We start from the raw sequence: 24,782 nt of genomic DNA on the forward strand, positions 1-24,782 counted from the left end.
CGGCGAGCGGCCAGGAGGTTCGTGTGGCAGGGGACTGGCTGCTCGGGATTGCTTTCGGGAGGGCGGGGACGGGTGCGGCGGTGTTCGAGCCCGCTGCGGGGCACCTGCGGCCGATCGGGCTGCCGGGGGTGGCAGCCGAGCCGGTGACGGATCCGCGCGATGCGCGCACGGCGCTGCGGACCGTGCTCGATGCGGTGTCGTTCGCCCGGGGCGGGCCGCCGCCGGCGGGGTTGGCGGTGGCGTATCCGGATCGATGGTCGCGGGAGCAGATCGAGACATTGGCGCAGGCCGCGGCGACACTGGGGTATTCGGCGAATCTCGTTCGGCTGATGACCAATTCGATGGCATCCACCCACGGCGCCCCGGCCCACCCCGGAGAAGATCCGGCCGCGGTGGCGGCGCGCGGCGTACTGCTGGCCGCGATCGGACCGGCGCCCGCCACTCAGCCCGCTCCCCCGCAGGCTCCCGAACGGCAGACTCCCACACCGGAACCCCCAATACCCGAACCTGCCGACCAGAAGGCTCTCAGACCGGAGGCCCCCAGACCCGAACCTCCCGACCGGAAGGCCACCGGACCGGAAGCTCTCGAACACGAAGAAGCTCCGGAACAGCAAGCAGCGGAACGGGAAGAGCACGAACCGGAGACACCCGGGCAGCACCTGCATCGCAAGCCGACCACGCACGCCCGCACGGCGCTTACGGCGAGACATCGCAAACCCGGTGTACGGCGGCCGAATTGGATTTCGGTGGCGTTCGTCGCCACCGTCGCCGTCCTCGCCGTGGGCGTGACGGTGGCCGTCCTGGTCGGTGGTGACGAGGACCCGGCCAGTGCCGCAACCTCACGAGCCGCCTTCCCCGCGTCGGCCACCACTCCGAATCGCGGCACCCCTCTCGTACCAGCGACCACAGCCCCACCGGCGATCACCTCGCCACGGACCGTGCCGCCACCGGCCGCCGCCACGCTCAGTCCCGCACCTCCTCCGCCCGCAGCGGTCAGCCCCGCCCCGAACCCCACCCCAAACCCCCCTGCGCCCGCCCCGCCCAAGCCCACCACGCAGCCGCCCACATCCAAGGACTCGGGCAACCCTCTCATCGCGGGCGCCTGCCAGGGCCTCCTCGATCAAGTGAGCAGGTTCCCCGGCGGCCTCCCCGCGATGCGTTCGCAGATCGCGAAGCCGGCCTACCTGTCCCCCGCCGACTGGGACGAGGTCTTCTCCCGCGCGGCCGCCGGCTCCTGCGGATAGCGCCGATGCGGGCAGATCCGCCCGCCCGCCAGGCCCGGGGCGCGCGAAGACGGGGACGCCGATAAAGTGGTCGCGGATGAGTTCTACTGCTGTTGCTGTGCCGAAGTCGCTGGACCGCCGTTTCGGGCGCGTGATGTGGCTCGTTCCGGCTTTGTGTGTGGTGGTGACCGCGCTGTGCCTGATGGTGCCGGTGTGGCCGTTCAAGCAGATCACCGGTGGGTTCATCGACCTGCAGGTCTATCGGCTGGGCGTGCAGACGCTGTGGCACGGCGGGGATATGTACGGCCAGTTGCCGCAGACCACGATCGGGATCGGGCTGCCGTTCATCTATCCGCCCTTCTCCGCCCTGGTGCTGTCACCGTTCGCGTTCCTGCCCTGGGATATCGCCCGCGCCGGATTCTTCGTGACCTCGGTGGCGGCGCTCGCGCTCTCCTTCTATCTGGTGGCCCGGCGGGTCTGGCCGGGTGCGAGCCGGCAGCGGCTGGCGCTGTGGGTGACCGCGTGTGCGACGCCGCTGGGCCTGCTGCTGGAGCCGACGCATTCGACGCTGGATTTCGGGCAGGTCAATCTGCTGCTGATGGTGCTGGTGGTGGCCGACTGCCTGGCCGAGCAGCCGAAGTGGCGGCGCGGCATGCTGATCGGCATCGCGGCGGCGGTAAAGCTGACCCCGGCCGCGTTCATCCTCTACTTCCTGATCCGGCGTGACTACAAAGCCGCGGTCACGGCCGCGATCACGGGGGCGATCACCACGGCGGTCACGTTCGCGGTGCTGCCGAAGGCGTCGGTGAAGTACTGGTTCGGCGGCCTGGGCAATGTGTCGGGACTCAGCGGCTCCGCCTTCCACACCAATCAGTCGATTCAAGCGGTGTTGTCGCGGTTCGACATTCACAAGCCGCTGCTGACCATCCTGTGGCTGGTCCTCAGCGCCGCCCTGCTGGCCCTGGTGGTGCCCGCCATGCGCCGGGCCGTCGATTTCCCGCCGCTGGCCCTGTCCATCAATGCCGTGTTCACGCTGCTGGTGTCGCCCATTTCGTGGTCGCATCACTGGATCTGGATCGCCCCGGCCCTGCTCGGCATGATCGGCTACGCGACGCGGCTGCCGGAGCGGCGGGCCCTGGCCTGGTACATGGTCACCGCGGTCACCGTCGCGATCTTCGTCTGGGGCCCGCAGAACTGGCTGCCCGACGGCGAGCGCCGGGAAACCCATTGGACGCCATTGCAGCACGTCGTCGGCAACACCTATGTCTGGTTCAGCGTGCTGCTGGTGGTGCTGTTCCTGCTCTCGACCCGGCGGCCCGGGCGGGAATCGGCCGGACTCCCGGAGGTTGCCGCGGGCGCAGCCAGATCGTAGCGGGACTCGTTCAGAGCGTGCCGTTCTCGATATCGCGTTTGAGAGCGGCCTGATAGGCCTGATGCGAGGAGATGCCGTTGTCGGCGGTGAACGACAGCAGCAGCGGGTTGGTCGTGAAGACGATGTGCTCGTTCACGGTCGTGGTGCCGTTGCCGTTGTCGACGAAGGTGATCTTCTGCTGCGTGATGACGCCGGGATCGTCGTAGCTGTTGGTGGTGTAGTAGTGCTCCACCGGGTACAGGATCTGTTCGGCCTGCGTCTTGGCGGGATAGTCCACCGAGCCCATGGGGACGTTCTCCAGCGCGGTGAAGTCGTTGGTCGTGGTCACCCCATCCGTGCAGGTGCGATGCAGGATGATGTCCTTCAGGAACGGATGCCGTCCGATGTCGTTGCGCAGGTTCGAGTACACCGTCCACACCTTGGCCAGCGGCGCGTTGATGGTGATCGGCAGATCGGCCGTCCGCGACGAGGTCCCCGACGACGGGCTCTTGGTCGCGGCCTGATATTTGGCCCATCCGACCTGCCAGCCCGCGGTGTAGGAGTTCGGGCTCTCGGTACAGGTCGGTGCCGAATCCGCTTGCGCCGCCGGTGCACTCACCACCGTGAACGACAGGGCCAGGGCGCAGCCCACAAGATATTTCACGGCCGGACTGTAACGTGTTGCCGCGCGGTTCGCTCGCTGTCGGCTGGACCGAAACCGGGCCGAGATCCGAGCCGCCGGGCTGGGTAGGGTTGCCGGGTGGATCTGACGGGCGTGCGCACCTTCCTCGCGGTGGTGGAGGCCGGGCAGTTCCAGGAGGCGGCGGCCGCGCTCGCGATCACGCAGCAAGCGGTGTCCAAACGCATCGCGGCGCTGGAGAAACAGCTGGGGGTGCGGCTTTTCGGGCGTACCGCGCGCGGCGCGGAGCTCACGGTGGAGGGTCGGGCGTTCCTGCCGCACGCGCGCGAATTGATGCGGGTGGCCGGACAGGCCGAGGCGTCGGTGCGGCCGAACCGGCGTGGCTTGCGGGTCGATGTCGTCGCGCGCCGCATAGTCACCGCCACCCTGCTACAGGATTTCCACCGCGCGCATCCGGAGATCGAACTGGACGTGGTCACTCTCGACGGCGATCTCGAGGCGGCGCTGACCGCGGTCGACGCCGGCACCATCGACGCCACCTTTCACGCGGTCCCTCCGCATCGGCGCTTGCCCGCACCGATCCGTACCGCCCGGGTGATCGACGAACCGCACGAACTACTGGTCGGTCCCCGCCATCCCCTCGCCGACGCACCCTTCGTCACGCCGGTCCAGCTGCGCGACCACCGCACGTGGATTCCCGGCCTCCCGACCGGCGGCGAGGCCGCGCAATACTATGCGGAATTGACCGCCGCCTTCGGATTCGCCATCGACACCCACGCCCTGTTCTTCGCGAAAGAGGCCTTCCTGGAGGAGATCTCGGCGTCGGAGCACTTGTCGACCCTGGTCGGCGCGGGCACCCGATATCTGTGGCCGGACCGCTACGATCTGCGCCGCATTCCGGTCCGTCACCCGTCGCCCATCTATCCCCTGTCGATCATCTGGCGCGCCGGCAACCCGCATCCCGCCCTGACCGGACTGCGCGACTATCTTGTGTCACGGCGAGCGGACCTCTCCGCCGCGGACACCTGGCTACCGACCTGGGGGCGGACATCATGACCGAGCCGGAACGCTTCGAGCCGCGGACGGATCCCCGTCCGGAAGACACCGTGTGGCCGGAGATGAGCTGGCCGGTGCCGGCGGGCACCGTATTGCACGGGGAGAGCGTGACATTGACCCCCACGGTTGCCGAGTCGGATGCGGAGGCACTGTTCAAGGCCGTCGATCACGAGGTGGCGTGGGCGCACGTCCCGAACCGCCCCGAGGACGCGCGGACGCTGGAAGACCGCCTGCGGCAACTGGATTCGCTCCCCGACTGGCAGCTGTGGACCGTGCGCACCCGGCAGCCGATCGGTGGCGAACCGGCGGACGCCATCGTGGGCGTCACCGCCTACCTCGATGCGCGGCCCCACGACGCCGCGATCGAGATCGGGTTCACCGTGTACAGCCCGTCGGTCTGGGGCACCACGGTCAACCCGGAAGCGAAACTGCTGTTGCTGCGGTACGCGTTCGACACCCTGCACGTCGGGCGCGTCCAGCTGAAAACCGATGTGCGCAACCATCGCTCGCAGCAGGCGATCGCCCGTCTGGGCGCGAGTTACGAGGGGACGCTGCGCCGCCATTTCCGGCGCAGCGACGGCACCGTCCGCGACAGCGTCCTGTTCTCCATCACCGCCGAGGACTGGCCCCGCGTGCGGGCCGGCCTCGCTCGGCGACTGGGGACCAGCTGACCGGAAGTTCGTGAACGCCATCGGTATTCGGCCGCACGACGTCAGGCGGCGTGGCGGATGATGATGTTGCCCAGGGCGTTTCGGGCGATCACCTGAACGGTCTCCACCTCGCCCGCGCCGACCGGGCTGAGCTGGTTCGACACCGCGCCATTGGTGTCGAGGTGCGCCGCGCTGCCGGGGTGGATGCCGACCTCCAGCTCACCCACGGACGTCTCGAGACGCATGACGCCGCGTGCGGCCCGGCCGATGCGGATATCGCCCTTGGCGGCCTTGGCGGTGACGGACCCGCCCGGGCGTTCGACGATGATCTCGCCGACCGCGATCTCGAGCGTTGTGTCACCGAGTTCACCCGCACCGAGAATGCGCCCGACTCCGGCGGTTCCCGAGAGTCGCGACCCGGTGGGGACCGCGATGGACACCTCGATCGTCGGGTTGCCGCCGAACGGGGTGTAGGTGCGCCACTGCTTGGGCGTCTTCACCGTCAGCACGCCGTCGGCGAAATCGACGAGGGTGCTCGCGGCCGCCCGCACATCGCCCTTCTTGGCCGGATCGGCCGGGCGGACCTCGACGACGGTGTCGGTGCGGTCGGAGGCGGTGACGGTGACCTGTCCGGCCAGCACGTCGACGGCGACGGCGATCGGGGCGGGAGTCTGGAAGGCGGTCATGAGGTGCTCCTGGGGAGTGGTTGCGGCTGGTACGAGAAGAACTTTCGCTCCGGCCCCTGATACCGACCTGACACCGATCTGACACGCCCGCTGACGGCACGGCAGAATGTCCGGGTGCAGATCGGGATGCTTGGACCGCTCGAAATCCGGACAGCCGACAGCGGATTGCTCGAGGTGCCGGGAGCCCGGTTGCGCGCACTGCTGATCGCGCTGGCGCTCGAACCCGGCCGCGCGGTGCAGAAAACGACGCTGGTCGACTGGATCTGGGGGGACAACCCGCCCGCGGACGCCGCGAATGCCTTGCAGGCGTTGGTGTCCCGGTTGCGCCGGGTGCTTCCGGACGGATCGCTGGGCGTGGAGGCGGGCGGCTACCGGCTCACCGTCAAGCCCGCCGATGTCGATGCCGTGCGCTTCGAACGACTGCTGGATCAGGCCCGCGGCGGCGACGACGGACACCGGGCCGAGACCCTGCGCGCGGCCCTCGACCTGTGGCGCGGCGCCCCGATGCAGGACGTCGACCTGCGCGGCAACGAAGCCTTCGACGCCGCGGTCACCCGTCTCGAAGCCTTGCGCGCGGCCGCGCAGGACGACCTGTACGAGGCGGAGATCCGGCTCGGCCGGGGCCCCGATCTGATCGCCGAACTGACCGAACTGGTGGCCCGCGACCCCCTGCGGGAACGGCTCGCCGCCGCCCTCATGCGCGCGCTGGCCGAGGCCGGTCGCGGCACCGAGGCGCTGGCGGTGTACCAGCAGACCCGCGAAACCCTCGCCGACGAACTGGGCGTCGACCCGTCACCGGACCTGTCGGCCCTGCATGTCGCGCTGCTGCGCGGCGAGGTCGGTGCGCGGCAGGCCGACCGCAGCACCAACCTGCGCGCCGAATTGACCAGCTACGTCGGCAAATACGCCGATATCGCCGCCGTCCGCGACCTCATCGCGAACCACCGGCTCACCACCCTCACCGGCCCCGGCGGCTCCGGCAAGACCCGGCTCGCGGTGGAGACCGCGCACACCCTGCTCGAGGATCTGCCGGACGGGGCCTGGCTGGTGGAACTGACCGCACTGGGCCCGGCCGACGACATCGCGCAGGCGACGCTGGCCGCCCTCGGGCTCCGCGACGCCCTGCACGGCGGCGCCGGCGCCGACCCGATGGACCGTCTGGTGGCGGCGCTGCGCGAGCGCGAGACGCTACTGGTGCTCGACAATTGCGAGCACCTGATCGAATCCGCGGCCACCTTCGCGCACCGGCTGCTCGGCGAATGCCGCAAGCTACGGATTCTCGCCACCAGCCGCGAACCGCTCGGCATCACCGGCGAGGCGCTGTGGCAGGTCGAGCCGCTGAATCTGCCCGCGCCGGACGCCGATTCGGCCGCCATCGCGACCGCGCCCGCGGTGGAGCTGCTGCGGGACCGGGCGAGCGCGGTGCGCAAGGATCTCGGCTCCGACGCCGCCGCGCTGGCCACCATGGCCCGCATCTGCCGTGCGCTGGACGGTATTCCGCTGGCGATCGAATTGGCCGCGGCCCGGCTGCGCACCATGTCGCTGGAACAGCTCGCCCATCGTCTCGACGATCGCTTCCGGCTGCTGACCGGCGGCAGCCGCACCGCCATCCCGCAGCACCGGACCCTGCGCGCGGTGGTCGACTGGAGCTGGGAGTTGCTGAGCGAGCCCGAGCGCACGGTGCTGCGCCGGCTCGCGGTCTTCGCCGGCGGCGCGAGTCTGGAAGCGGCCGAACAGGTGTGCGCGACCGGCGCCGTCGAAGGGTGGGAGGTCCTGGAACTGCTGACCGCCCTGACCGAGAAGTCGCTGCTGATCGTCACCGGCGACGACGCACCGCGTTACCGGATGCTGGGCACCATCGCGCAGTACGCCCGGGAACGACTCGACGAAGCGGGAGAGGCGGATTCGGCTCGCCGCGCGCATCTCGCGTACTTCACCGAACTGGCCGCGACCGCGGATCCGCGTCTGCGCCGCGGTGAGCAACTGGAATGGCTGGCCGTTCTCGACGCCGAGCACGACAATATCGCCGCCGCCATGCGCGGCGCGCTGGCCGCGCCCGACGCCGCCGGCGCGGCCCGGCTGGCCGCGGCGGCGGGCTGGTACTGGTGGCTCGGCGGGCACAAATCCGAGGGCATGGAAATGGTCACCGCGGCCGCCGACGCCGTCGAGCAGGCGGCGGAAGCCACGGATGCGGACGGTCCGGACGACGAGACCCTCGCCACCGTGTACGGGCTGGTCGTGCATTTCGCGACCACCGGGCCCAATGATCAGTTCGCCGTGGAGGAGTGGATCACCAAGTCGCACGGCTACGGTCGACGCACCGCCGGCCCGCATCGCCATCCGGCGCTGGTGTTCGTCGGCGCGCTGGAGCGCATGCTGCACGGACCCGAGCACTACCTGCCCGCGTTCGAGGCGCTGATCGCCGACGAGGATCCGTGGGTGCGGGCCCTGTCCCGGCTGCAACTGGGCAAGCTGCGCGTCATGCTCGGCCAGGACGGGCCGGAGGTGGACGCGCATCTGGAGGGCTCGCTCGCCGAGTTCCGGGCCATCGGTGAACGCTGGGGCATCTCCTTCGCGCTCACCGAACTCGCGGAACGTCTGGCCATGCAGGGTGAATTCGCCAAGGCGACGGAGTATTTGGACGAGGCGGCCGGCGTGGTCGCCGAACTCGACGCGATCGAGGACGTCGCCCGCACGCGGTCCCGGCAGGCCCAATTGTTCTGGCTGCTGGGCGATCCGGCGGCGAGCGCGGGCGCGGTGGCCGAGGCGCAGCGCTGGGCGGAGCGCACGGCCTGGCCCGGCGCCCTGGCCCAATTGGCGTTGGAGCGAGCGGAATTGGCCCGCTGGAGCGGCGACGCCGCCGAGTCGCACCGTCAGATCGATATCGCCCGGACCCTGTCGAAGGGCTCCGAGACAGAGTATCTCGAAACCGGAATCCACGATCTGCTCGGCTATCTCGCGCCCGATACCGAGCAATCCCGCGCGCATCGGCGGGCGGAGCTGGACTCGGTCTCCGACCGGGCGGCCGCTCCCCTGCTGGCGCGGGTGCTCGTCGGGCTCGCCGACCTGGCCGCGCGGGAGGGGCGGGACGCGCACGCGGTGCGACTGCTGGCCGCGAGCGCCGTGGTGCGCGGTATGCCCGATCGCTCCCAGCCGGACGTGGAGCGGATCGAGCGCGAAACACGAAGTCGCCTCGGCGAAGCGAGCTTCACCGAGGCGACGAGGGTTGGGGCGGAATCGAATTGGCGGGAGCTGGCGGAGGCCACCTTCGCGGACTGACCCTACGTCCGCTTGTCGAACGAGGCCCGCGACCAGAAGTAGCCGACGATGGCGAACCCGGCGCACCAGGCCAGCGCGGCGGCGGTGTAGCCGCCCGACGGGTGGCCTTCCAAGAATCCGCGCAGCGATTCGATGATCGGCGTGAAGGGCTGGTACTGCGCGAACTGCCGCACGCCCTGGCCCATCTGGTCGGCCGGAACGATCGCGCTGCTCAGGAACGGCAGCATGATCAGCGGCACCACGGCCATGCCCGCGGATTCGGGGGTCTTGGCCGCCATGCCCAGCGCGACGGTCAGCCAGGAGGCCGCGAACGAGGTCGCCAGCATGACGCCGATCGCGCCGAGCCAGTCCGCCGCGGAGGCCGGCGGCCGGAAACCGAGCGCGAAGGCCAGCCCGATGATGGCGGCGATGGCGACCACATTGGTCACGATGGTGGCCACGACGTGGCCGGTCAGCACCGCGCCCCGGGACACCGACATGACCTTGAAGCGGTTGATGACGCCCTTGGCCATGTCCGAGCTCACCGACACCGCGGTGCCCGAGAGCCCGTAGCTGATGGCGAGCAGGATCATGCCGGGGGTGGCGTAGTCGACGTAGTGCTGGCCCACCTTGAAGGCGCTGCCGAACACGTAGACGAAGATCAGCATCATCACGACCGGCATCAGCGCCGCGTTGAAGATGGTGACCGGATTGCGGGCGATGTGCTTGAAGTTGCGGCGCAGCATGACGATCGAGTCCTGCAGCGCCGAGGACAGGGTGGCCGGTGCGACGGTCGCAGGGGCGGTCAGGGTGCTCATTGTGCTTCGGCCTCCGTGGTGGCGTGCCCGGTCAGGGCGAGAAAGACATCGTCGAGATCAGGGGTGTGGATCGAGACGTCGGCCGCCTCGAGGGAGTGGTCGGCGAGCCGATCCAGCAGGGCGCGCAGGGCTTTCGAGCCGCCGTCGCCGGGCACGTTCAATGCCAGGGCCTCGTCGTCGCGGGTGCCCGCCGGCAGCACCGCCGCCGCCGCGTCCAGCTCGGCGAGGTCGGTGAAGCGCAACCGGATGTGGCTGCCGGGCACCCGGCGCTTGAGTTCGTCGGCCGTGCCCTCGGCGACGATGCGGCCCTGATCGAGTACCGCGATGTGGTCGGCCAGCTGATCGGCCTCCTCGAGGTACTGGGTGGTGAGGAAGATGGTGACGCCCTCGGCGGTCAGCTCCCGCACGATGTCCCACATGGTGCGGCGGCTGCGCGGGTCGAGTCCGGTCGTCGGTTCGTCCAGGAACACGATGCGCGGCCGGGTCACCAGCGTCATGGCCAGATCGAGTTTGCGGCGCATGCCGCCGGAGTAGGTGGAGGCGGGCTTGCCGGCGGCGGCCTCGAGGTCGAAACGCTCGAGCAGTCCGGTGACCACCCGGGTGGCCTCGGCGCCGCGCAGCCGATGCAGATCCGCCATCAGGCGCAGGTTCTCCGCGCCGGTGAGCAGGTCGTCGACGGCCGCGAACTGGCCGGTGACCCCGATCGAGGCGCGCACCTCGCGAGCCTGGGTGGCCAAATCGAAGCCGGCGATCCGGGCGGTGCCGTCGTCGGGCCGCGCCAGGGTGGTCAGCACGTTCACGGTCGTGGTCTTGCCCGCCCCGTTGGGCCCGAGCAGGGAGAAGATGGAGCCGGCCGCGATGTTCAGGTCGATGCCGTCGAGAACTTTCTTGTCCCCGTACGACTTTCGCAACCCGGAGGCGGCGATTGCGGTGTTGTTCATGGGCACTACCTTCGCCGGGCGTCCTGATATCGACCTGACACCGGCCTGACATGGCCCCTGATACCGCCGGACAACGCGCAGCGGCGGTATGACCCGATCGTCATACCGCCGCTGAGCTGCGATTTTCAGTTGTCGCGCAGCGTCAGTAGTCGATGCGGTCGGTCTTGGCCAGCCACGCCTCGAAGGGGGCGGTGGCGTTGGGCAGTTCCAGCCGCTCGATCGAGGTCGGCCAGCCTTCGCCCGGCTTGCAGTCGAACAGCTCGTAGAACTTGCGGTCGTCGAAGCCGGCGACGGCGGCGTCGTGCCGGTCGGCGGCGAAGATGATGCGGTCCACGCGCGCCCACAGGGCCGAGGACAGGCACATCGGGCAGGGCTCGCAGGAGGTGACCAGGACGCAGCCCTGCAGGGAGAAGGTGCCCAGTTCCTTACAGGCGGCCCGCATGGCGCTGACCTCGCCGTGCGCGGTGGGGTCCAGGGTAGCGGTGACCTGGTTGTGGCCGATGGCGACGACCTCGGTGCCCTTGGCGATCAGTGCGCCGAACGGACCACCGCCCTTGGCGACGCTGGTGGTGGCCAGCTGGATCGCCTGGTCCAGCCAGGAACGTTCGAGCTCCTGCAGGCTCACTTCCATCGCGGTCATGGTCACTCCTCCGTGGATAGGGCGGGGACTCCGGGGAAGAAGACCACGGCACAAATCCCTCACGTTCGTCACTGCAACTTGTGTGATTAGGAGTACACAGCGAAGGCGAGGGGCTCAGCTAGGACGGATTCCATGAAAAGGACCGCGAGCCGGGACCGGTCTTTCGTAGGGATTGACAAACCGAGCGGTCGCACAACGGTCCACCGCAGGTCAGGGGCCTGTCGGCGACGACGGCGGGTGGGCGCCTCCATATATATCGAAGGGCACGAAGCCCGGCGGCGGCGGTGATACCTCCCGCCGACACCACCACAGCTCACCCGCGCCCCGAATTGCTGTGGCTTGACGCGGATACGCGTTGCGGCACAGGGGTTTTCGAAATCCGAGCGGGTTCGTATAACTCCACGAAATCCCCACCGTGACCCGGGACACGGTTCGTGGCTTCCTGCCCTGGCCGCCGCCACCGGCCCGCCTGTGTACTGCATTGCGAACTCCGCCATATCGAGGCAATCACCTTGCCGGACAAGGATTTTTCGTGACGGTTCAGCGCAAGCACTCCATGTACCACTCGAGTGTCATCGAGGCCGATCCGGACGCGGTGTGGGCCGTCGTGCGCGATGCCCTGGCCCTGGTGGCGATCGTTTCCGGACCGGCGGCCAAGGATGTGCACTGGGTGGGAGACGCTGGGCCGGAACGGGTTCCGGCGCCCTACAACTTCACGCTGGTGTTCGCCGACGGCCTGGTGCGGCAGGAGATCGCCGGTCGCGACGAGCTGAAACGCCTGCAGACCTACCGCTCCCTGGAACCGACCATGGGCGTGGAGCGCTATGTCGCCACCATTCGCATCCGCGAGATCACCAACGACCCCAACCGCTGCTTCTTCGACTGGACCCGCGAGCTGACCATCGAAGCCGATGCGGACCTCCAGGTCGTCGAAACGATCATCGACATGATGGCCAAGCAGGTCGACGCCGTGCGCGACCACTTCGCACAGCGGTAGTACGCGCCGAACCCTGCAATGAAGGAGAACACCTTGTCAGAGTCATCGTCCGGCAGACACATCGAAATCGCCTGGCCCGCACTGGGAATCACCGTGACCGCCGAACTCGACGGCCGCAACGAGGAACTGGCCGACGCGCTGTGGGAGGCGCTGCCCTATCGCAGCCTGCAGGGCCACGCCCTGGTCGCGGGCGAGCACCTCTATCACGTGGCGCCGATTCCGTCGCTGCTGCACGTGCCCGCGCAGACCAAGATCGCGGACCGGCGGGACGCGCCCGACGGGACGGTGTTCCTGTCGGCGCTGCAGCATCTGGGCATCAAGTACGGCACCCTGACCGAGCCGATGCCCGCCGCGCCGGTGGGCCGCATTCGGGCGCAGGATCTGCCCGCGCTGCTGGAAGCCGGTCGGGCGGTGTGGGATTCGGTGTACTCCACCAAGGAGCCGATCCTGGTGGAGGTCCGCAAGGCGGGCACCGAGGGCGGGCATCGCATTCCGCATCTGACCGCTGCCGATGCCGACGCCAATCGGCTCATCCACGACGTGCACGCCGAAACCGAACGCATCTGGCTGACCGAGCCGGTCGAGCTGGCCGAACTGCATCGGGGTGTGATCCCTTCGGGGGCAGGAAGTTTCGAGACGGTGCTGCCGACACTGCTGTTCGTCAACGGAGAGACCCGGCCGCTCGGTTACGCCTCCTACGGCGGCCTGGTGCGGGCCGCGGTCCAGGACATGCCGATGGATTCGCTGCGGCACATGGCGCGGCTGCTGGTCGGCGTCCCGGCCGAGTTCCTGGGCTACTGCGGGCTGGAGCCGCTGTGGGCGTTCACCCAGCGGTTCCTGGCCTGCCTCGACCATCTCGACCGCGACGACTTCCTGGCGGTGGTCAGCCAGCTGGCGCTCTACGTCAACACGCTGGGTGCGTGGAACCTGCACCTGTACCCGTGGGACAGCGGCGATCACCTGCGTCAGCACCGGCCGGCCGAAGTGGGTTCGCAGTCGTGAGCGCGCAGCGGGTGGAGCACGCCGAGGTCGTGGTCATCGGCGGCGGCGTCATCGGCACGTCCATCGCCTGTCAGCTGGCCGAGGCCGGGGTCGGGGTCGTCCTGCTCGAACGCGGGCAACTCGGCGCGGGGTCGTCGGGGACCACGGCGGGCGTCGTGCGCGCCTACTTTCCGGGCAGTCCGCTGATCGGGGAGCTCGCGGTGCGCAGCGTCGCCGCGTATCACGCGCTGGCCGCACGCACCGGGATCGAGTTGTTGCGGGAGCGGGTCGGCTTCCTGGTGCTGTGCACCGAGCGGCAGCAGGTGGAGGAATTCCGGCGCGAGCAGGCCGAGCAGCGGGCGGCCGGTGTCGAGGTGGAGTTGCTGACCGCCGCGGCGGCGGCCCGCCGCAACCCCTTGCTGGACGAAGGCGCCATCGTGGCGGCCGCCTGGTCGCCGGAGGCGTATGCCTGCGATCCGGCCGCGATCGTGCACGCCTATGCCACGGCGGCCGAACGCGCCGGCGCGGTATTGCGCACACGCACCCCCGTCACCGCCATCGACGAGGACGGCCTGGTGCATACGCCCGCGGGCAGCATTCGCGCCGAAACCATCGTCTGCGCGGCCGGGCCGTGGGCGGATACGGTCGCGGCCATGGCCGGGGTGGAGTTGCCGGTCACGACCTATCCGGTCGACCTGCTGCTGACCGACGCGCCCGCGCCCGCGTTGCCCGATCTGCCCATGACCCTGCATCCGTCGAGCCTGCGCATTCGGTCGTGGGGTGACCGGATCCTCGTCGGGATGGGCCGGCCGGGCGCGGAGGAAACCAAGGCGCAGTGGCGATCTCGTGTCGCCGACCAGCTCGGCGCCACCTACCCGGCGCTGGCGGGACGGCGGGTCGAGCACGGCTGGAGCGGGGACCTCGACGTCAGCCCGGACGGTCTGCCCGTCCTCGGGCGTGACCCCTCGCGCCCCTTCGTCTATGCGGCGGGATTCTCCGGTCAAGGGCTGTGCCAAGCCCCGGCCGCCGGGGAACTCGTCCGCGATCTCGTACTCGGCAATGAAGGAAATACCTATGATCGTCTTGGCGTGCAACGGTTTCAGCCGAGTAGCGGAATTCTTCGCGGATAACTTCGGCGCGGTCGGCAAGGACAAGCACTACCTCATGGGCCACGACGCGGCCGCCGCGCTGTTGATCGACGGCGAACTGGTCGCGGCGGTGGAAGAGGAGCGGTTCAACCGCGACAAGAAGACCACCGACTTTCCGATCCACTCGGTGCGGTGGTGCCTCGATCACGCGGGGCTGGACTTCGCGGACGTCGATCTCCTTGCCATTCCGTGGAATTGGTCGTCCGAGGTAGTGGACGCGGTGCTGGCCGATATCTCGGCCGCGCCCATGGACGCGGTGGTCCGCGGGCAACTGCTGCGCGGGATACGGGGACTCGCGGCCGAGGTGGTGAGTCCCGAGGCCATCCTCGCCGATTTCGCCGCCCGCACCGGCTTCCGCCCCGATCCGGCGAAGGTGGTGTTCGTCCCGCATCACATCGCGCACGCCATGACCGGCTACTACCTGGCCGGTATGAAGGACAGCGCGTTTCTCGTCAGTGATGGTCGCGCGGAACGATATTCGGCGGTCCTCGGCGAGATCCGCGACGGCAGGATCCGGATCTTCGACGAATCCACCATCGGCACGGAGAACTCGATCGGCCTGTTGTTCAGCGCGATCACCCGGTTCCTCGGGTTCGTGCCCAACAACGACGAATACAAGGTGATGGGGCTGTCCGGCTATGCCCGGCCCCCGGTGCCGAATCCCTTCGTCGAGGATCTGGTCGAACTGCTGCCGCAGGGCCGATACCGCTTCCGCACGCCGCTGGCGACCGATGACCCGCGTGGTCTGGACCCGGTGTTCGAGCGGTACTTCGGGCCGTTCGACGACAGCCTCGAGTATCAGGCGCGGGTGGCGGCCGCGGCACAGGAGCTGCTGGGGGTCGTCACGAATCATCAACTGCGGGCGCTGGAATCGAAGTCCGACCTGAACCATCTGCTGTTCGAGGGCGGTGTCGCCCTGAACTGCCTCAACAACACCCCGCTGTTCGAGGGGTCGCGGTTCGAGGAGATGGCGGTGAGCTTCGGCGCGAGCGATACCGGCATCACCATCGGGGCCGCGGTGCGCGCCTGGATCGATTACTCCGAGGATTGGGCGCAACGGGACCAGCCGCCCGTAAATCCTTATCTGGGACCGGAATTCGACGACTCCGCGATCGAAACGGCTCTGCGCGAGTTCGACGATCGGGTGGGCTGGACCAGGCTCACCGACGACGAAATCGTCGATCAGGTCGCGAAACTGCTCACCGAGAAGGTGGTCATCGGCTGGTACGAGGGCCGCCTGGAACACGGTCCGCGGGCGCTGGGGCATCGCAGCATCCTGGCCAACCCGAGCTTCCCCGATATCAAGGACGTCATCAATACCCGGGTCAAGCATCGCGAGCCGTTCCGTCCGTTCGCGCCGCTGGTGTTGGAGGAGGACGCGCCGAAAATCTTCGAGATGGGGCGCAAAACCCGTTCCCCGTACATGACTTTCGTATTCCCGGTGCGACCGAAGTATCAGGACGTCATCCCGGGCGCGACCCATGTGGACGGCACTTCCCGGGTGCAGACCCTCACCGACCGCGACACCCCGCGCCTGGCGGGGCTGCTGCGCCGGTTCACCGCGCTGACCGATGTGCCGTGCCTGATCAACACCTCGTTCAATGTGGCCGGCGAACCCATCGTCTGCACGCCGGCGGACGCGTTGAACTGCTTCCTGGGCACCGAGATCGACTACCTGGCGCTGGGCAATCATCTGGTCACCAAGGCGCACGCTGGTCCGAAAGACGAAGTGTCGGCATGACATTCGCGGACGGCGAGCCCACCACCCTGTTGCTGCTGCGCCACGGCGAGACGGCGTTGACGCCGGAGCGGCGCTTCTCCGGCAGCGGCGGCGACGATCCGGCGCTGTCGGAGACCGGGCGGCGGCAGGCCGAGGCCGTCGCCGCCCGGCTCGCGGAATCCGGGACGGTGCACGCGGTGGTGTCCTCGCCGCTGCGCCGCTGCCGGGAGACCGCGGCGGCGACTGCAGGGAAACTGGGTCTCGACGTCCGGCTGGCTTCGGGGCTGCGGGAGGCGGATTTCGGTGCGTGGGAAGGGCTTACGTTCGCCGAGATCCGCGAACGCCATCCCGACGAACTGGCGCACTGGCTGGTCTCGCCGTCCGCCGTGCCGGGCGGCACCGGCGAATCACTGGAATCGGTGACGCGTCGTGTCGAATGGTCGCGTGACAAACTCTTGGCACAGTTCCCCGGGCAGCGGGTCCTGGTGGTCTCGCATGTCGCTCCGCTGCGGACATTGGTGCGGCTGGCGCTCGGTGCGCCGCCGGAGTCGCTGTTCCGCATGGAGATTGCGGCGGCCTCGCTCTCGGAGGTCGCGTACTACCCCGACGGAACCGCGAGCGTGCGTTCGCTGAACGACACGACACATCTGCGTTAGGTTTCCGCCGGAAATGACAATGCCCGTCATCCCGGCGTGTCCTTGGCCGGGATCCACCCTGCGCGTGTGGATCCCGGCCAAAAGCACGCCGGGATGACGGGTTTGAGCGCTGTCCGCGCCGGGATGACGGGTTTGAGCGCTGTCCGCGCCGGGATGACGGGTTTGAGCGCTGTCCGCGCCGGGATGACGGGTTTGAGCGCTGTCCGCGCCGCGATGACGAGGTTAAGCGCTGTCCGCGATCGAATGCACCTGCGCCACAGCGTTGTTCGAGTGCCGTTCGGCCTCGAATGTCTTGATCAGATCCGCCGCCACGCTCACCGCGATGACGATCGGCTCCTTGCCGGTGATCTCCGGCAGCCCGATCGGCGTCTTGATCCGGGCGATGGTGGCGGCGTCGAAACCGCCCTCGGTGGCCAGCTTCTTCTGGAACCGCGACCATTTGGCGGCCGACCCGATCAAACCGATCGACCCGAGTTCCGGTGTGCGCAGGGCGGTGTCGCACAGCGCGGCGTCCTCGGCGTGATCGTGGGTCATGATCAGCACGTGGGTGCCGGGCGGCAGCTCACCGATGACTTCCTCGGGCAGCATCAGCGGCCGGTGCACGTGCACCTGCGCCACGCTGTCGTCCAGCACCGTGAGACGTTCCGGCGCAAGCTGTTCCGGCCTGGTGTCGATCAGGTGCAGATCCAGGTCCTGGCGGGCCAGGATGCGGGCCAGCTCGTAACCCACGTGCCCGACCCCGAACAGCGCCACGGCGGGGACCACCGGCAGCGGCTCCAGCAGCACGCTCACCGCGCCGCCGCAGCACTGCACGCCGTGCCGGTTGGTCACCTTGTCGTTGAGCGCGAAGTCCATGATCTCCGTCTGCGGATCGGGCGTCGCCATCAGCTCGCGCGCCCGGTCGACGGCGACGGCCTCGATATTGCCGCCGCCGATCGAACCCCAGGACTCCGTATGTCCCACAACCAGTTTCGCGCCCGGCTTGCGGGGCGCGTGACCGCGCACGGTCGCGACGGTCACCAGCACGCCGGCTTCCCGGCGGGCTCGTAACCGTTCGACCGCGGCCACCCAGGTCATGTCAGACTCCGCTCAGCGCGTTCGTGCCGACGGCGACGCCGTTGCCATTGCCGTTGGCGGCGTGGCCGTTTCCATTGCCATTGCCATTGCCGTTGGCGTGACCGTTGCCGTGCTGGCCGTTGCCGTTCACGGCGACCGCCTGAATGCTGCCGGCCGACTTGCTCTGGCGAGCGGCCTGCAGCGCCCAGTACACCGCCTCCGGCGTCGCGGGCGACGCCAGATCGACACTGGTCCCGACCGGTCCGAACGCCGCGGCCGCCTGCCGCAGCGCCTCACGCACCGCGAACGCCAGCATGAGCGGCGGCTCGCCGACGGCCTTGGAGCCGTAGACCGCACCCTCTTCGGTGGCGTCCTCGAGCAGCGTCACATTGAACTCCTCGGGCATCTCCGAGAAGGACGGCAGCTTGTAGGTGCTGGCGGCCTGGGTCAGGAACCGGCCGCGGTTGGGGCCGTCGCTGGTGTCCCAGCGCAGGTCCTCGAGGGTCAGCCAGCCCGCGCCCTGCACGAACCCGCCCTCGACCTGACCGATGTCGATCAGCGGCGAGAGGCTGTCGCCCACGTCGTGCACGATGTCCACGCGGCGGATCTTGTACGCGCCGGTGAACCCGTCCACCTCGACCTCGGTCGCGGCCGCGCCGTAGGCGAAGTACTTGAACGGCGAGCCCTGGAAGACCTTGGCATCCCAGTGCAGGCCCTCGGTCCGGTAGTAGCCCGAGGCCGACAGCTGCACCCGCTGGAAGTAGGCGGCATGCACCAGGGCGTCCCAGTCGAGGGTCTTCTCGCTGCCCAGCAGGGTCACCACACCGTCGACGATGCGGATGTCGGAGGCATTGCCGCCGAGCTGGGTCGCGGCGACCTGCACCAGCCGCCCGCGCAGCTGCTCACAGGCGTTCTTGATCGCGCCGCCGTTGAGGTCCGCGCCCGAGGAGGCCGCGGTCGCGGAGGTGTTGGGCACCTTGTCGGTTCGCGTCGGCGCCAGCCGCACCTTGTGCAGCGGGATGCCCAGCGTGGTCGCGGCGACCTGCATCATCTTGGTGTGCAGGCCCTGGCCCATCTCGGTGCCGCCGTGGTTGATCAGGACGGAGCCGTCCTTGTAGATCAGCACCAGCGAGCCGCCCTGGTTGAAGGCGGTCAGGTTGAACGAGATGCCGAACTTGATGTTCGTGATCGCCAAGGCGCGCTTGGTGTTCGGGTGCGCGGCATTGAACATGGCGATCTCGCGCTGCCGCGCGGCCCAGTCCGCGTTCTCCTGGGTCAGGTGCCAGATCTTGCCGATGCGATCGGTCTGCCCGACCGGCTGACCGTAGGGGGTGGTCTGGTTGGGCTGGTAGAAGTTGCGCTCGCGCAGCTCCGCCGGATCCAGGCCCAGCAGCGGCGCGCAGCGACCCAGGATGTCCTCGATCACCAGCATGCCCTGCGGACCGCCGAAACCGCGGAAAGCGGTGTTGGAGACCGTATTGCACTTGGCGATGCGACCCGCGACCTGCGCGTTCGGGATCCAGTAGGTGTTGTCGATATGGCAGAGCGCGCGCGCCAGCACCGGCTCCGACAGGTCCAGGCTCCAGCCGCCGTCGGCGGTGAGCGTGGCGTCGAGCGCCTGAATGCGGCCCTCGGCGTCGAAGCCGATCTTCCACGAGGAGTGGAAGCCGTGCCGCTTGCCCGACATGGTCAGATCCTGGGTCCGGTTGAGCCGCAGGCGAACCGGGCGACCGGTGAGCTTGGCGCCGAGCGCGGCGACGGCCGCGAACCCGTGCGGCTGCATCTCCTTGCCGCCGAAGCCGCCACCCATGCGCAGGCACTGCACGGTGACCTCGTGGCTGTGCAGCCCGAGCACGTGCGCGACGATCTCCTGCGTCTCCGACGGGTGCTGGGTGCTGGACTGGATGAAGATCTGGCCGGCCTCGTCGACCTGCGCCAGCGCGCAATGGGTTTCGAGGTAGAAGTGCTCCTGGCCCTTGAACTCGAACTCGCCCTCGAACACGTGCACCGAGTCGGCGAAGCCCTTGTCGATGTCGCCGCGGATCATGGTCGGGCGCGCGCCGTGGAAGCTCTCGGCCGCGATGGCCTCGCGCACCGTGATCAGCGACGGCAGCTCCTCGAGCTCCACCTCGACGGCGGCGGCGCCGAGCCGGGCCGCCTCCAGGGTGTCGCCCAGCACCCACGCGACCGCGTGGCCGTTGAACATGACCTCTTCGGGGAACAGCGGCTCGTCGTGCTTCATGCCGGCGTCGTTGACACCCGGCACGTCGGCGATGGTGAGCACGCGCACCACACCGGGCACCGCATAAGCGGCATCGGTGTTGAGCGCCTTGATCTTGCCGTGCGCCTTGAACACCTGCACCGGGTAGGCGTGCAGGCAGTCCTTGGTGCGGTACACCAGGTCGTCGGTGTAGAGCGCGGTGCCGGTGACGTGCAGCGACGCGCTCTCGTGCGGCATCGGGACGCCGACGACCGGCTTCTCGGGGCGTTCGGACAGATGACTCATGACAGCACCGCCTCGGTGGTCTGCGCGTACAGCTTCTTCAGGCTCTGCCCGAGCATCGCGGCGCGGTACTCGGAGCTGGCGCGGTGATCGTTCATCGGCGTGCCCTCGCCTTGCAGGATCGCGGCGGCGGCCTCGACGGTCTCGGTGGACCAGGGCTTGCCGACCAGCGCCTCCTCGGTGTCGCGGGCACGGATCGGGGTGGCGGCCACACCGCCCAGGCCGATGCGGGCCTCGAGGACGACGCCGTCCTCGATATCGAGCGCGAAAGCGACAGCGACACTGGAGATGTCGTCGAAACGCCGCTTGGCGATCTTGTGGAACGCGGTCACCGGGGCCAGCGGCAGCGGGATGCGCACGGCGCGGATCAGCTCGTCCGCGCGGCGCACGCTCTGCCGATAGCCGGTGAAGTAGTCGGCCAGATCCACCACGCGCTCACCGTCGGCGGAGGCCAGCACCACCGACGCGCCCAGCGCCAGCAGCGCCGGCGGGGAGTCACCGATCGGGGAACCGGTACCGAGGTTGCCGCCGAAGGTAGCGTTGTTGCGGATCAGGCGGGAGGCGAACTGCGGGAACAGCTGCGCCAGCAGCGGCACGCTGCCGTCGAGGCGACGCTCGATCTCGGTCAGCGGCACGGCCGCGCCGATCTCGATGTGATCGGATTCGACGGTGAGGCCGCGCAATTCGGGCAGCCGGTCGATCGCGATGGCGAAATCCGCACGGCGCGAACGAATATTGACCTCGACGCCCCAGTCGGTGGAACCGGCGACGAGCACCGCGTCCGGGCGCTCGCGCAGCAGCCGCACGGCCTCGGCGAGGGTCTCGGGGCGGCGGAAGGTGCGGCCGTCCTGGCTGTACTCGGTGGCGACCGGCGCGGGCGCGTCCTGCTCGCGGCGCTGCGCGAACTTGTCGTCGGCCGCGGGCTCACCGAGCGCGAAGGCGGCATCGCGGATCGGGCGGTAACCGGTGCAGCGGCACAGGTTTCCGCTCAGCGAGTGCAGGTCGAAACCATTGGGGCCGTGCTCGTGATCGTGCGACTCGGTGGTCTCCTCGGCCGCCTGCACTCCGTTGCCGTTATCCGCGGATACAGCGGCGCAACGCGTGGGCCGGTAGTACTCCGAGGCCATGGAGCAGACGAAGCCCGGGGTGCAGTAACCGCACTGGGAGCCGCCGCGCACCGCCATTTCCTTCTGCACCGGGTGCAGTTCGGTGGGGGCGCCGGAACCGTCCAGGGCGCCGAGGCCCTCGGCGGTGACGATCTCCTGGCCGTCGAGCGAGGCGACCGGCACCAGGCAGGCGTTGATGGCGATCCAATCGGTGGGCTGCTCCACGCCGGGGCGCGCCACCATGATCGAACAAGCGCCGCATTCACCCTCGGCGCAACCTTCCTTGCTGCCGGTGAAACCGCGGTCGCGCAGGAAATCCAGGACCGTGGTGTGCGGTGCCGCCGGGGAAATCGGGGTGACTTTCCCGTTGACCGTGATCCGCGCTTCTACCATGGCACGACCTCATTTCGGTGCGCGGTCTTCTCGATTATCCTAGTCGCCATTTCAGGAGCTTTCTATTTTCGGTGACGCAGCCCGAGTACCCGGAGCGCGAAACAGCGGGCAAAAGACATGCCGCAGGTCGATGACAGAGAGCGGTGGATGCCGGGGCCACTGCCGGGCACGCCGGGAACAGGCTGCTCAGAAGCCGTGAGCTACACGACCCGGAACCCAGACGGTCCGGTGAGCGAGGTCGCGGAGATCGGCGGTGTTCTCCATGCGAATGATGATCGACATCCGACAACGCCTCCTTCCAGCAGCTCACGTATCGGTGTGACCGACGCTACGTGCATCCCGACCGATAGGTCAAGCTGATGAGGGGTGCTCCGGAACAGTTTGCAGGAACCTCTGACGGGTCGATCGAGGACCCGGGAGCGAATCGGTTTATCGCACAAACAAACGCGCTTTTGTCGAAATATACGAAAAGCATTCCCGGTGCGCCGCAACCGTTTGTGTGTTCCGCCAGGGACTGGGTATCCGAACGATATGTTCGCCATCATCGCAGCGGTCCTGTTCGCCATCGGCCTCATCCTCGACCTGGCCGACCGCACCACCGGCGTCGGAGCCGACGCCTTCGTCATCGCCGGCCTGCTCTGCCTCGCCCTGCATCTCGCCGGAGTCGCGGAACGCCTGAACCGCGGCCAATTCGGCTCGCGCCGCCCCCTGTTCGGCCGCCGCCGCCGCTGAGCTTCGACCGGCGCGTGTCGCCGGTCCCGGTTAGATTGCCGCCCATGAGTTTTCTGGGTGGGGTGTTCGGTTCCAAACGCACGAAACAGCAGTTCGGAGAGCAGGCGCTGGCCATGGTGCGTGCGCAGGGAACGGAGGCGGAGTTCGACCCCGAGACCTTCCGCATCCACTACAGCGTCGCAGGTGGGGAGCGCGGGGTGATCGGGCTGGACACGATTTTCAAGAAGACCCGGGCGGTGACACCACGCGAAGGCAATCGGATGCTGTTCGACTTCGTGGCCATCGGGCCGGGGCTGGGCGCGGCCACCGAGCAACCGAACGCGTGGGAGGAGGCCGCCTCGCGGCTGCGGCCGCTCGTCCGGCAGGCCGGCGATCTCGGCACCCGGATGGAGGGCATGCGGGTCGCCGATCACACGCTGTGGCGTCCGCTGCTGCCGTGCCTGATGGAGACGCTGGTGGTGGATCATCCGACCTCGATGCAGCGCGTCCATCCCGCGCAGCTCGCGGAGTGGGGTGTGGACGCGGAGACCGTATTCGCCACGGCCCGAGCCAATCTCACCGGTCTGGCGCTCGACAGCGTCGCCCGCTACGACCCGGGCGCGAAGGGCGGGCTGCTGCACATCCCCGACACCGACGGCAACCTGTACGCCGGCGCACTGCCGCTGGTGGACGGGTGGCTGGCCGGCATCGGCCACAAGGCCGGTGCGCGCCCGATCGTGTTCGTCGCCGAGAACGTCGGCGTGCTGGCCGGCGCGGAATTCTCCGAACACCATGTGCTGCACCTGGTCAACTCCGCCCGCGAGCGTTTCGACAACGCGGTCCGCGCCGTCTCACCCGTGCCGTACACCCTGGACGGCACCGGCCGCCTGGTGCCCTACCGCGTCCCCCGAAACCACCTGGCCTGGAAGGAAATCCGCTCCGCCGAAGCTCTGTTGACCGCGAATGTCTATGGCCAGCAATACGATCACCTACGCGCCGATTTGGACGCCGGCCTGCTCGAGGACTACGCCGCCAAGATCATGCACTTCCGTATGCAGGACCGCACCGAATCCACCTCGGCCCCTTGGACCGACACGGTCCCCACGCTGCTCCCCCGCACCCACAACGTCACCCTCACCGATATCGAAACCGGCGCCACCTTCCCCGTCCCCTGGGACGTCCTGGAAGATGCCCTCGACCTGAAATCGGAGGAGGGCATCTACCCCGACCGCTACCGGGTGGAGTTCCACCCGGACGCGGAGGTCATGGACCGGTTACGCTCCCTGTCACGCTTCGACTGATCAATTGCCCTGGGCCGCAATGGAAATGGGTTGCCATTCACGCCAGGTGGCCAGGCGGGATTCGTAGTCGGCGGTGGCGATGGCGAGGGGGAGTTCGCCGAGGAAGATGCGCAGGGGTGGGTTTTCGGCGTCTACGACCTTGAGGATGGCGGTGCCGGTGGCGGTGGGGTCGCCGCGTTTTACCGAGCCGCGCTGGGCGTTGCGGGCTTCGCGGGCGGGGTCGTAGGCGGGGTTGGGGGTGGCGTGGCGGGAGGAGGGGCCGGCCCAGTCGGTGTCGAAGCCGCCCGGTTCGATGAGGGTGACGTGGATGCCGAAGGGGGCGACCTCTTGGGCGAGGGATTGGGAGAAGCCTTCCAGGGCCCACTTCGAGGCGTGGTAGGCACCGAGGTTGAGGAAGGCGGAGATGCCGCCGATGCTGGAGACCTGGAGGAAGTGGCCGCTGCCCTGGGCGCGCAGGATGGGCAGGGCGGCCTGGGTGACCCAGAGGGCGCCGAAGACGTTGGTTTCCAACTGATCTCGGAATTCCTGTTCGGTGAGTTCCTCGATCATGCCGAACTGGCCGTAGCCGGCATTGTTGACGACCACGTCGAGACGGCCGAAGTGGTCGGCGGCCTGTTGCACGGCGGCGAAGTCGGCGTCCCGGTCGGTGACGTCGAGGCGCAGCGGCAGAAAGGTTTCGGGGTATTTGGCGACGATGTCGTCGAGGGTGCTCAGTTCACGGGCGGTACCCGCGACCCGGTCGCCGCGTTCCAAAGCGGCGAGGGTCCACTCGCGCCCGAAACCCCGTGAGACACCGGTGATGAACCAGACTTTGCTCATGATTCGACCCTAGCCAGCTGGAGTGCACTCCAAGCAAGGGTTCGAATCGGATCGCTTCGATGGATCTTTTCCGCCAGCCATGGATATTGCGAGCCAGGTCACAGGCATGACATAGTAGGCGAGACAGA

Annotated in this window: 21 protein-coding genes; 12 read left to right on the forward strand and 9 right to left on the reverse strand. The window is 68.7% G+C overall.

The annotated features are described in order from the left end of the window. Positions 1 to 80: 80 nt before the first annotated feature. Complete coding sequence (locus D7D52_RS02750) at positions 81 to 1,244, forward strand: hypothetical protein (RefSeq protein WP_120734906.1); 1,164 nt, start codon at positions 81 to 83, stop codon at positions 1,242 to 1,244. 76 nt (positions 1,245 to 1,320) lie between these two features. Further along, a complete protein-coding gene (locus D7D52_RS02755; protein WP_120734907.1) occupies positions 1,321 to 2,595 on the forward strand; it encodes a glycosyltransferase 87 family protein in 1,275 nt (424 codons plus the stop codon). A gap of 10 nt (positions 2,596 to 2,605) precedes the next feature. On the opposite strand, the gene D7D52_RS02760 is transcribed toward D7D52_RS02755, so the two are convergent. After that, on the reverse strand, positions 2,606 to 3,238 hold the full coding sequence (locus D7D52_RS02760) for an SRPBCC family protein (RefSeq protein ID WP_162958140.1): 633 nt from the start codon (positions 3,236 to 3,238) through the stop codon (positions 2,606 to 2,608). A gap of 96 nt (positions 3,239 to 3,334) precedes the next feature. Between D7D52_RS02760 and D7D52_RS02765 the strand changes: the two genes are divergently transcribed. Then, positions 3,335 to 4,270 carry a LysR family transcriptional regulator gene (locus D7D52_RS02765; RefSeq protein ID WP_120734909.1) on the forward strand — a complete coding sequence of 312 codons (936 nt, stop codon included), beginning with the start codon at positions 3,335 to 3,337 and terminating at the stop codon, positions 4,268 to 4,270. Next, entirely contained in the window at positions 4,267 to 4,941 is a 675-nt protein-coding gene (locus D7D52_RS02770; RefSeq protein ID WP_222932776.1) for a GNAT family N-acetyltransferase, read from the forward strand. The genes D7D52_RS02765 and D7D52_RS02770 overlap by 4 nt, the downstream gene beginning before the upstream one ends. A 41-nt stretch (positions 4,942 to 4,982) precedes the next feature. Here D7D52_RS02770 and D7D52_RS02775 read toward each other — a convergent pair whose 3' ends face one another. Then, positions 4,983 to 5,606 carry a DUF4097 family beta strand repeat-containing protein gene (locus tag D7D52_RS02775; RefSeq protein ID WP_120734910.1) on the reverse strand — a complete coding sequence of 208 codons (624 nt, stop codon included), beginning with the start codon at positions 5,604 to 5,606 and terminating at the stop codon, positions 4,983 to 4,985. A 114-nt stretch (positions 5,607 to 5,720) separates the two neighbouring features. Here D7D52_RS02775 and D7D52_RS02780 point away from each other — a divergent pair, with 114 nt between their 5' ends. Then, positions 5,721 to 8,885, forward strand: coding sequence for an AfsR/SARP family transcriptional regulator (locus D7D52_RS02780; RefSeq protein WP_120734911.1), 3,165 nt, complete (start codon positions 5,721 to 5,723; stop codon positions 8,883 to 8,885). 2 nt (positions 8,886 to 8,887) lie between these two features. Here D7D52_RS02780 and D7D52_RS02785 read toward each other — a convergent pair whose 3' ends face one another. The 3 genes from D7D52_RS02785 to D7D52_RS02795 all read right to left on the reverse strand — a co-directional run bounded on the left by D7D52_RS02785 (position 8,888) and on the right by D7D52_RS02795 (position 11,263). After that, positions 8,888 to 9,682 (reverse strand): ABC transporter permease, encoded by a 795-nt coding sequence (locus D7D52_RS02785; protein ID WP_120734912.1) that lies wholly within the window; start codon positions 9,680 to 9,682, stop codon positions 8,888 to 8,890. Beyond that, the gene (locus D7D52_RS02790) at positions 9,679 to 10,623 is read right to left on the reverse strand and encodes an ATP-binding cassette domain-containing protein (RefSeq protein ID WP_120734913.1); all 945 of its coding nucleotides are present in this window, start codon (positions 10,621 to 10,623) and stop codon (positions 9,679 to 9,681) included. Before D7D52_RS02790 ends, D7D52_RS02785 begins: the two co-directional genes overlap by 4 nt. A gap of 142 nt (positions 10,624 to 10,765) precedes the next feature. After that, on the reverse strand, positions 10,766 to 11,263 hold the full coding sequence (locus D7D52_RS02795; RefSeq protein WP_120734914.1) for a nucleoside deaminase: 498 nt from the start codon (positions 11,261 to 11,263) through the stop codon (positions 10,766 to 10,768). A 532-nt stretch (positions 11,264 to 11,795) separates the two neighbouring features. Here D7D52_RS02795 and D7D52_RS02800 point away from each other — a divergent pair. Genes D7D52_RS02800 through D7D52_RS02820 form a run of 5 tightly spaced genes read left to right on the forward strand, consistent with a single transcriptional unit; the run spans position 11,796 to position 16,765 of the window. Next, positions 11,796 to 12,260 (forward strand): SRPBCC family protein, encoded by a 465-nt coding sequence (locus tag D7D52_RS02800; RefSeq protein ID WP_120734915.1) that lies wholly within the window; start codon positions 11,796 to 11,798, stop codon positions 12,258 to 12,260. A 33-nt stretch (positions 12,261 to 12,293) separates the two neighbouring features. After that, positions 12,294 to 13,262, forward strand: coding sequence for a cucumopine synthase-related protein (locus D7D52_RS02805; RefSeq protein ID WP_120743744.1), 969 nt, complete (start codon positions 12,294 to 12,296; stop codon positions 13,260 to 13,262). Beyond that, the gene (locus tag D7D52_RS02810) at positions 13,259 to 14,371 is read left to right on the forward strand and encodes an NAD(P)/FAD-dependent oxidoreductase (protein WP_120734916.1); all 1,113 of its coding nucleotides are present in this window, start codon (positions 13,259 to 13,261) and stop codon (positions 14,369 to 14,371) included. Before D7D52_RS02805 ends, D7D52_RS02810 begins: the two co-directional genes overlap by 4 nt. Beyond that, positions 14,316 to 16,130: a carbamoyltransferase family protein gene (locus D7D52_RS02815; RefSeq protein WP_120734917.1), complete on the forward strand. Its 1,815-nt coding sequence runs from the start codon at positions 14,316 to 14,318 to the stop codon at positions 16,128 to 16,130. Before D7D52_RS02810 ends, D7D52_RS02815 begins: the two co-directional genes overlap by 56 nt. Further along, positions 16,127 to 16,765: a histidine phosphatase family protein gene (locus tag D7D52_RS02820; protein ID WP_120734918.1), complete on the forward strand. Its 639-nt coding sequence runs from the start codon at positions 16,127 to 16,129 to the stop codon at positions 16,763 to 16,765. Before D7D52_RS02815 ends, D7D52_RS02820 begins: the two co-directional genes overlap by 4 nt. A 222-nt stretch (positions 16,766 to 16,987) precedes the next feature. On the opposite strand, the gene xdhC is transcribed toward D7D52_RS02820, so the two are convergent. Genes xdhC through D7D52_RS02835 form a run of 3 tightly spaced genes read right to left on the reverse strand, consistent with a single transcriptional unit; the run spans position 16,988 to position 21,823 of the window. After that, a complete protein-coding gene (gene xdhC, locus D7D52_RS02825; protein WP_120734919.1) occupies positions 16,988 to 17,842 on the reverse strand; it encodes a xanthine dehydrogenase accessory protein XdhC in 855 nt (284 codons plus the stop codon). A gap of 1 nt (position 17,843) precedes the next feature. Then, complete coding sequence (gene xdhB, locus D7D52_RS02830; protein ID WP_120734920.1) at positions 17,844 to 20,327, reverse strand: xanthine dehydrogenase molybdopterin binding subunit; 2,484 nt, start codon at positions 20,325 to 20,327, stop codon at positions 17,844 to 17,846. Next, positions 20,324 to 21,823 carry a xanthine dehydrogenase small subunit gene (locus D7D52_RS02835; protein WP_120734921.1) on the reverse strand — a complete coding sequence of 500 codons (1,500 nt, stop codon included), beginning with the start codon at positions 21,821 to 21,823 and terminating at the stop codon, positions 20,324 to 20,326. Before D7D52_RS02835 ends, xdhB begins: the two co-directional genes overlap by 4 nt. A gap of 531 nt (positions 21,824 to 22,354) precedes the next feature. Here D7D52_RS02835 and D7D52_RS02840 point away from each other — a divergent pair. Both D7D52_RS02840 and D7D52_RS02845 read left to right on the forward strand, forming a co-directional pair. After that, entirely contained in the window at positions 22,355 to 22,555 is a 201-nt protein-coding gene (locus D7D52_RS02840) for a hypothetical protein (protein WP_120734922.1), read from the forward strand. A gap of 44 nt (positions 22,556 to 22,599) precedes the next feature. Continuing rightward, positions 22,600 to 23,835 carry a DUF1444 domain-containing protein gene (locus tag D7D52_RS02845; RefSeq protein WP_120734923.1) on the forward strand — a complete coding sequence of 412 codons (1,236 nt, stop codon included), beginning with the start codon at positions 22,600 to 22,602 and terminating at the stop codon, positions 23,833 to 23,835. Here the strand turns inward: D7D52_RS02845 and D7D52_RS02850 are convergent, their stop codons facing one another. Continuing rightward, the gene (locus tag D7D52_RS02850; RefSeq protein ID WP_120734924.1) at positions 23,836 to 24,657 is read right to left on the reverse strand and encodes an SDR family oxidoreductase; all 822 of its coding nucleotides are present in this window, start codon (positions 24,655 to 24,657) and stop codon (positions 23,836 to 23,838) included. Positions 24,658 to 24,782: the final 125 nt, after the last annotated feature.

Origin of the sequence: Nocardia yunnanensis, from assembly GCF_003626895.1 — a bacterium.
GTDB lineage: Bacteria > Actinomycetota > Actinomycetes > Mycobacteriales > Mycobacteriaceae > Nocardia > Nocardia yunnanensis.

Bases quoted from the DNA above. Each gene is read 5' to 3' on its own strand.
- D7D52_RS02755 (WP_120734907.1), top strand. From the start codon at position 1,321: ATGAGTTCTACTGCTGTTGCTGTGCCGAAGTCGCTGGACCGCCGTTTC.
- D7D52_RS02770 (WP_222932776.1), top strand. From the start codon at position 4,267: ATGACCGAGCCGGAACGCTTCGAGCCGCGGACGGATCCCCGTCCGGAA.
- D7D52_RS02775 (WP_120734910.1), bottom strand. From the start codon at position 5,606: ATGACCGCCTTCCAGACTCCCGCCCCGATCGCCGTCGCCGTCGACGTG.
- D7D52_RS02785 (WP_120734912.1), bottom strand. From the start codon at position 9,682: ATGAGCACCCTGACCGCCCCTGCGACCGTCGCACCGGCCACCCTGTCC.
- D7D52_RS02790 (WP_120734913.1), bottom strand. From the start codon at position 10,623: ATGAACAACACCGCAATCGCCGCCTCCGGGTTGCGAAAGTCGTACGGG.
- D7D52_RS02795 (WP_120734914.1), bottom strand. From the start codon at position 11,263: ATGACCGCGATGGAAGTGAGCCTGCAGGAGCTCGAACGTTCCTGGCTG.
- D7D52_RS02815 (WP_120734917.1), top strand. From the start codon at position 14,316: ATGATCGTCTTGGCGTGCAACGGTTTCAGCCGAGTAGCGGAATTCTTC.
- D7D52_RS02820 (WP_120734918.1), top strand. From the start codon at position 16,127: ATGACATTCGCGGACGGCGAGCCCACCACCCTGTTGCTGCTGCGCCAC.
- xdhC (WP_120734919.1), bottom strand. From the start codon at position 17,842: ATGACCTGGGTGGCCGCGGTCGAACGGTTACGAGCCCGCCGGGAAGCC.
- xdhB (WP_120734920.1), bottom strand. From the start codon at position 20,327: ATGAGTCATCTGTCCGAACGCCCCGAGAAGCCGGTCGTCGGCGTCCCG.
- D7D52_RS02835 (WP_120734921.1), bottom strand. From the start codon at position 21,823: ATGGTAGAAGCGCGGATCACGGTCAACGGGAAAGTCACCCCGATTTCC.
- D7D52_RS02840 (WP_120734922.1), top strand. From the start codon at position 22,355: ATGTTCGCCATCATCGCAGCGGTCCTGTTCGCCATCGGCCTCATCCTC.
- D7D52_RS02845 (WP_120734923.1), top strand. From the start codon at position 22,600: ATGAGTTTTCTGGGTGGGGTGTTCGGTTCCAAACGCACGAAACAGCAG.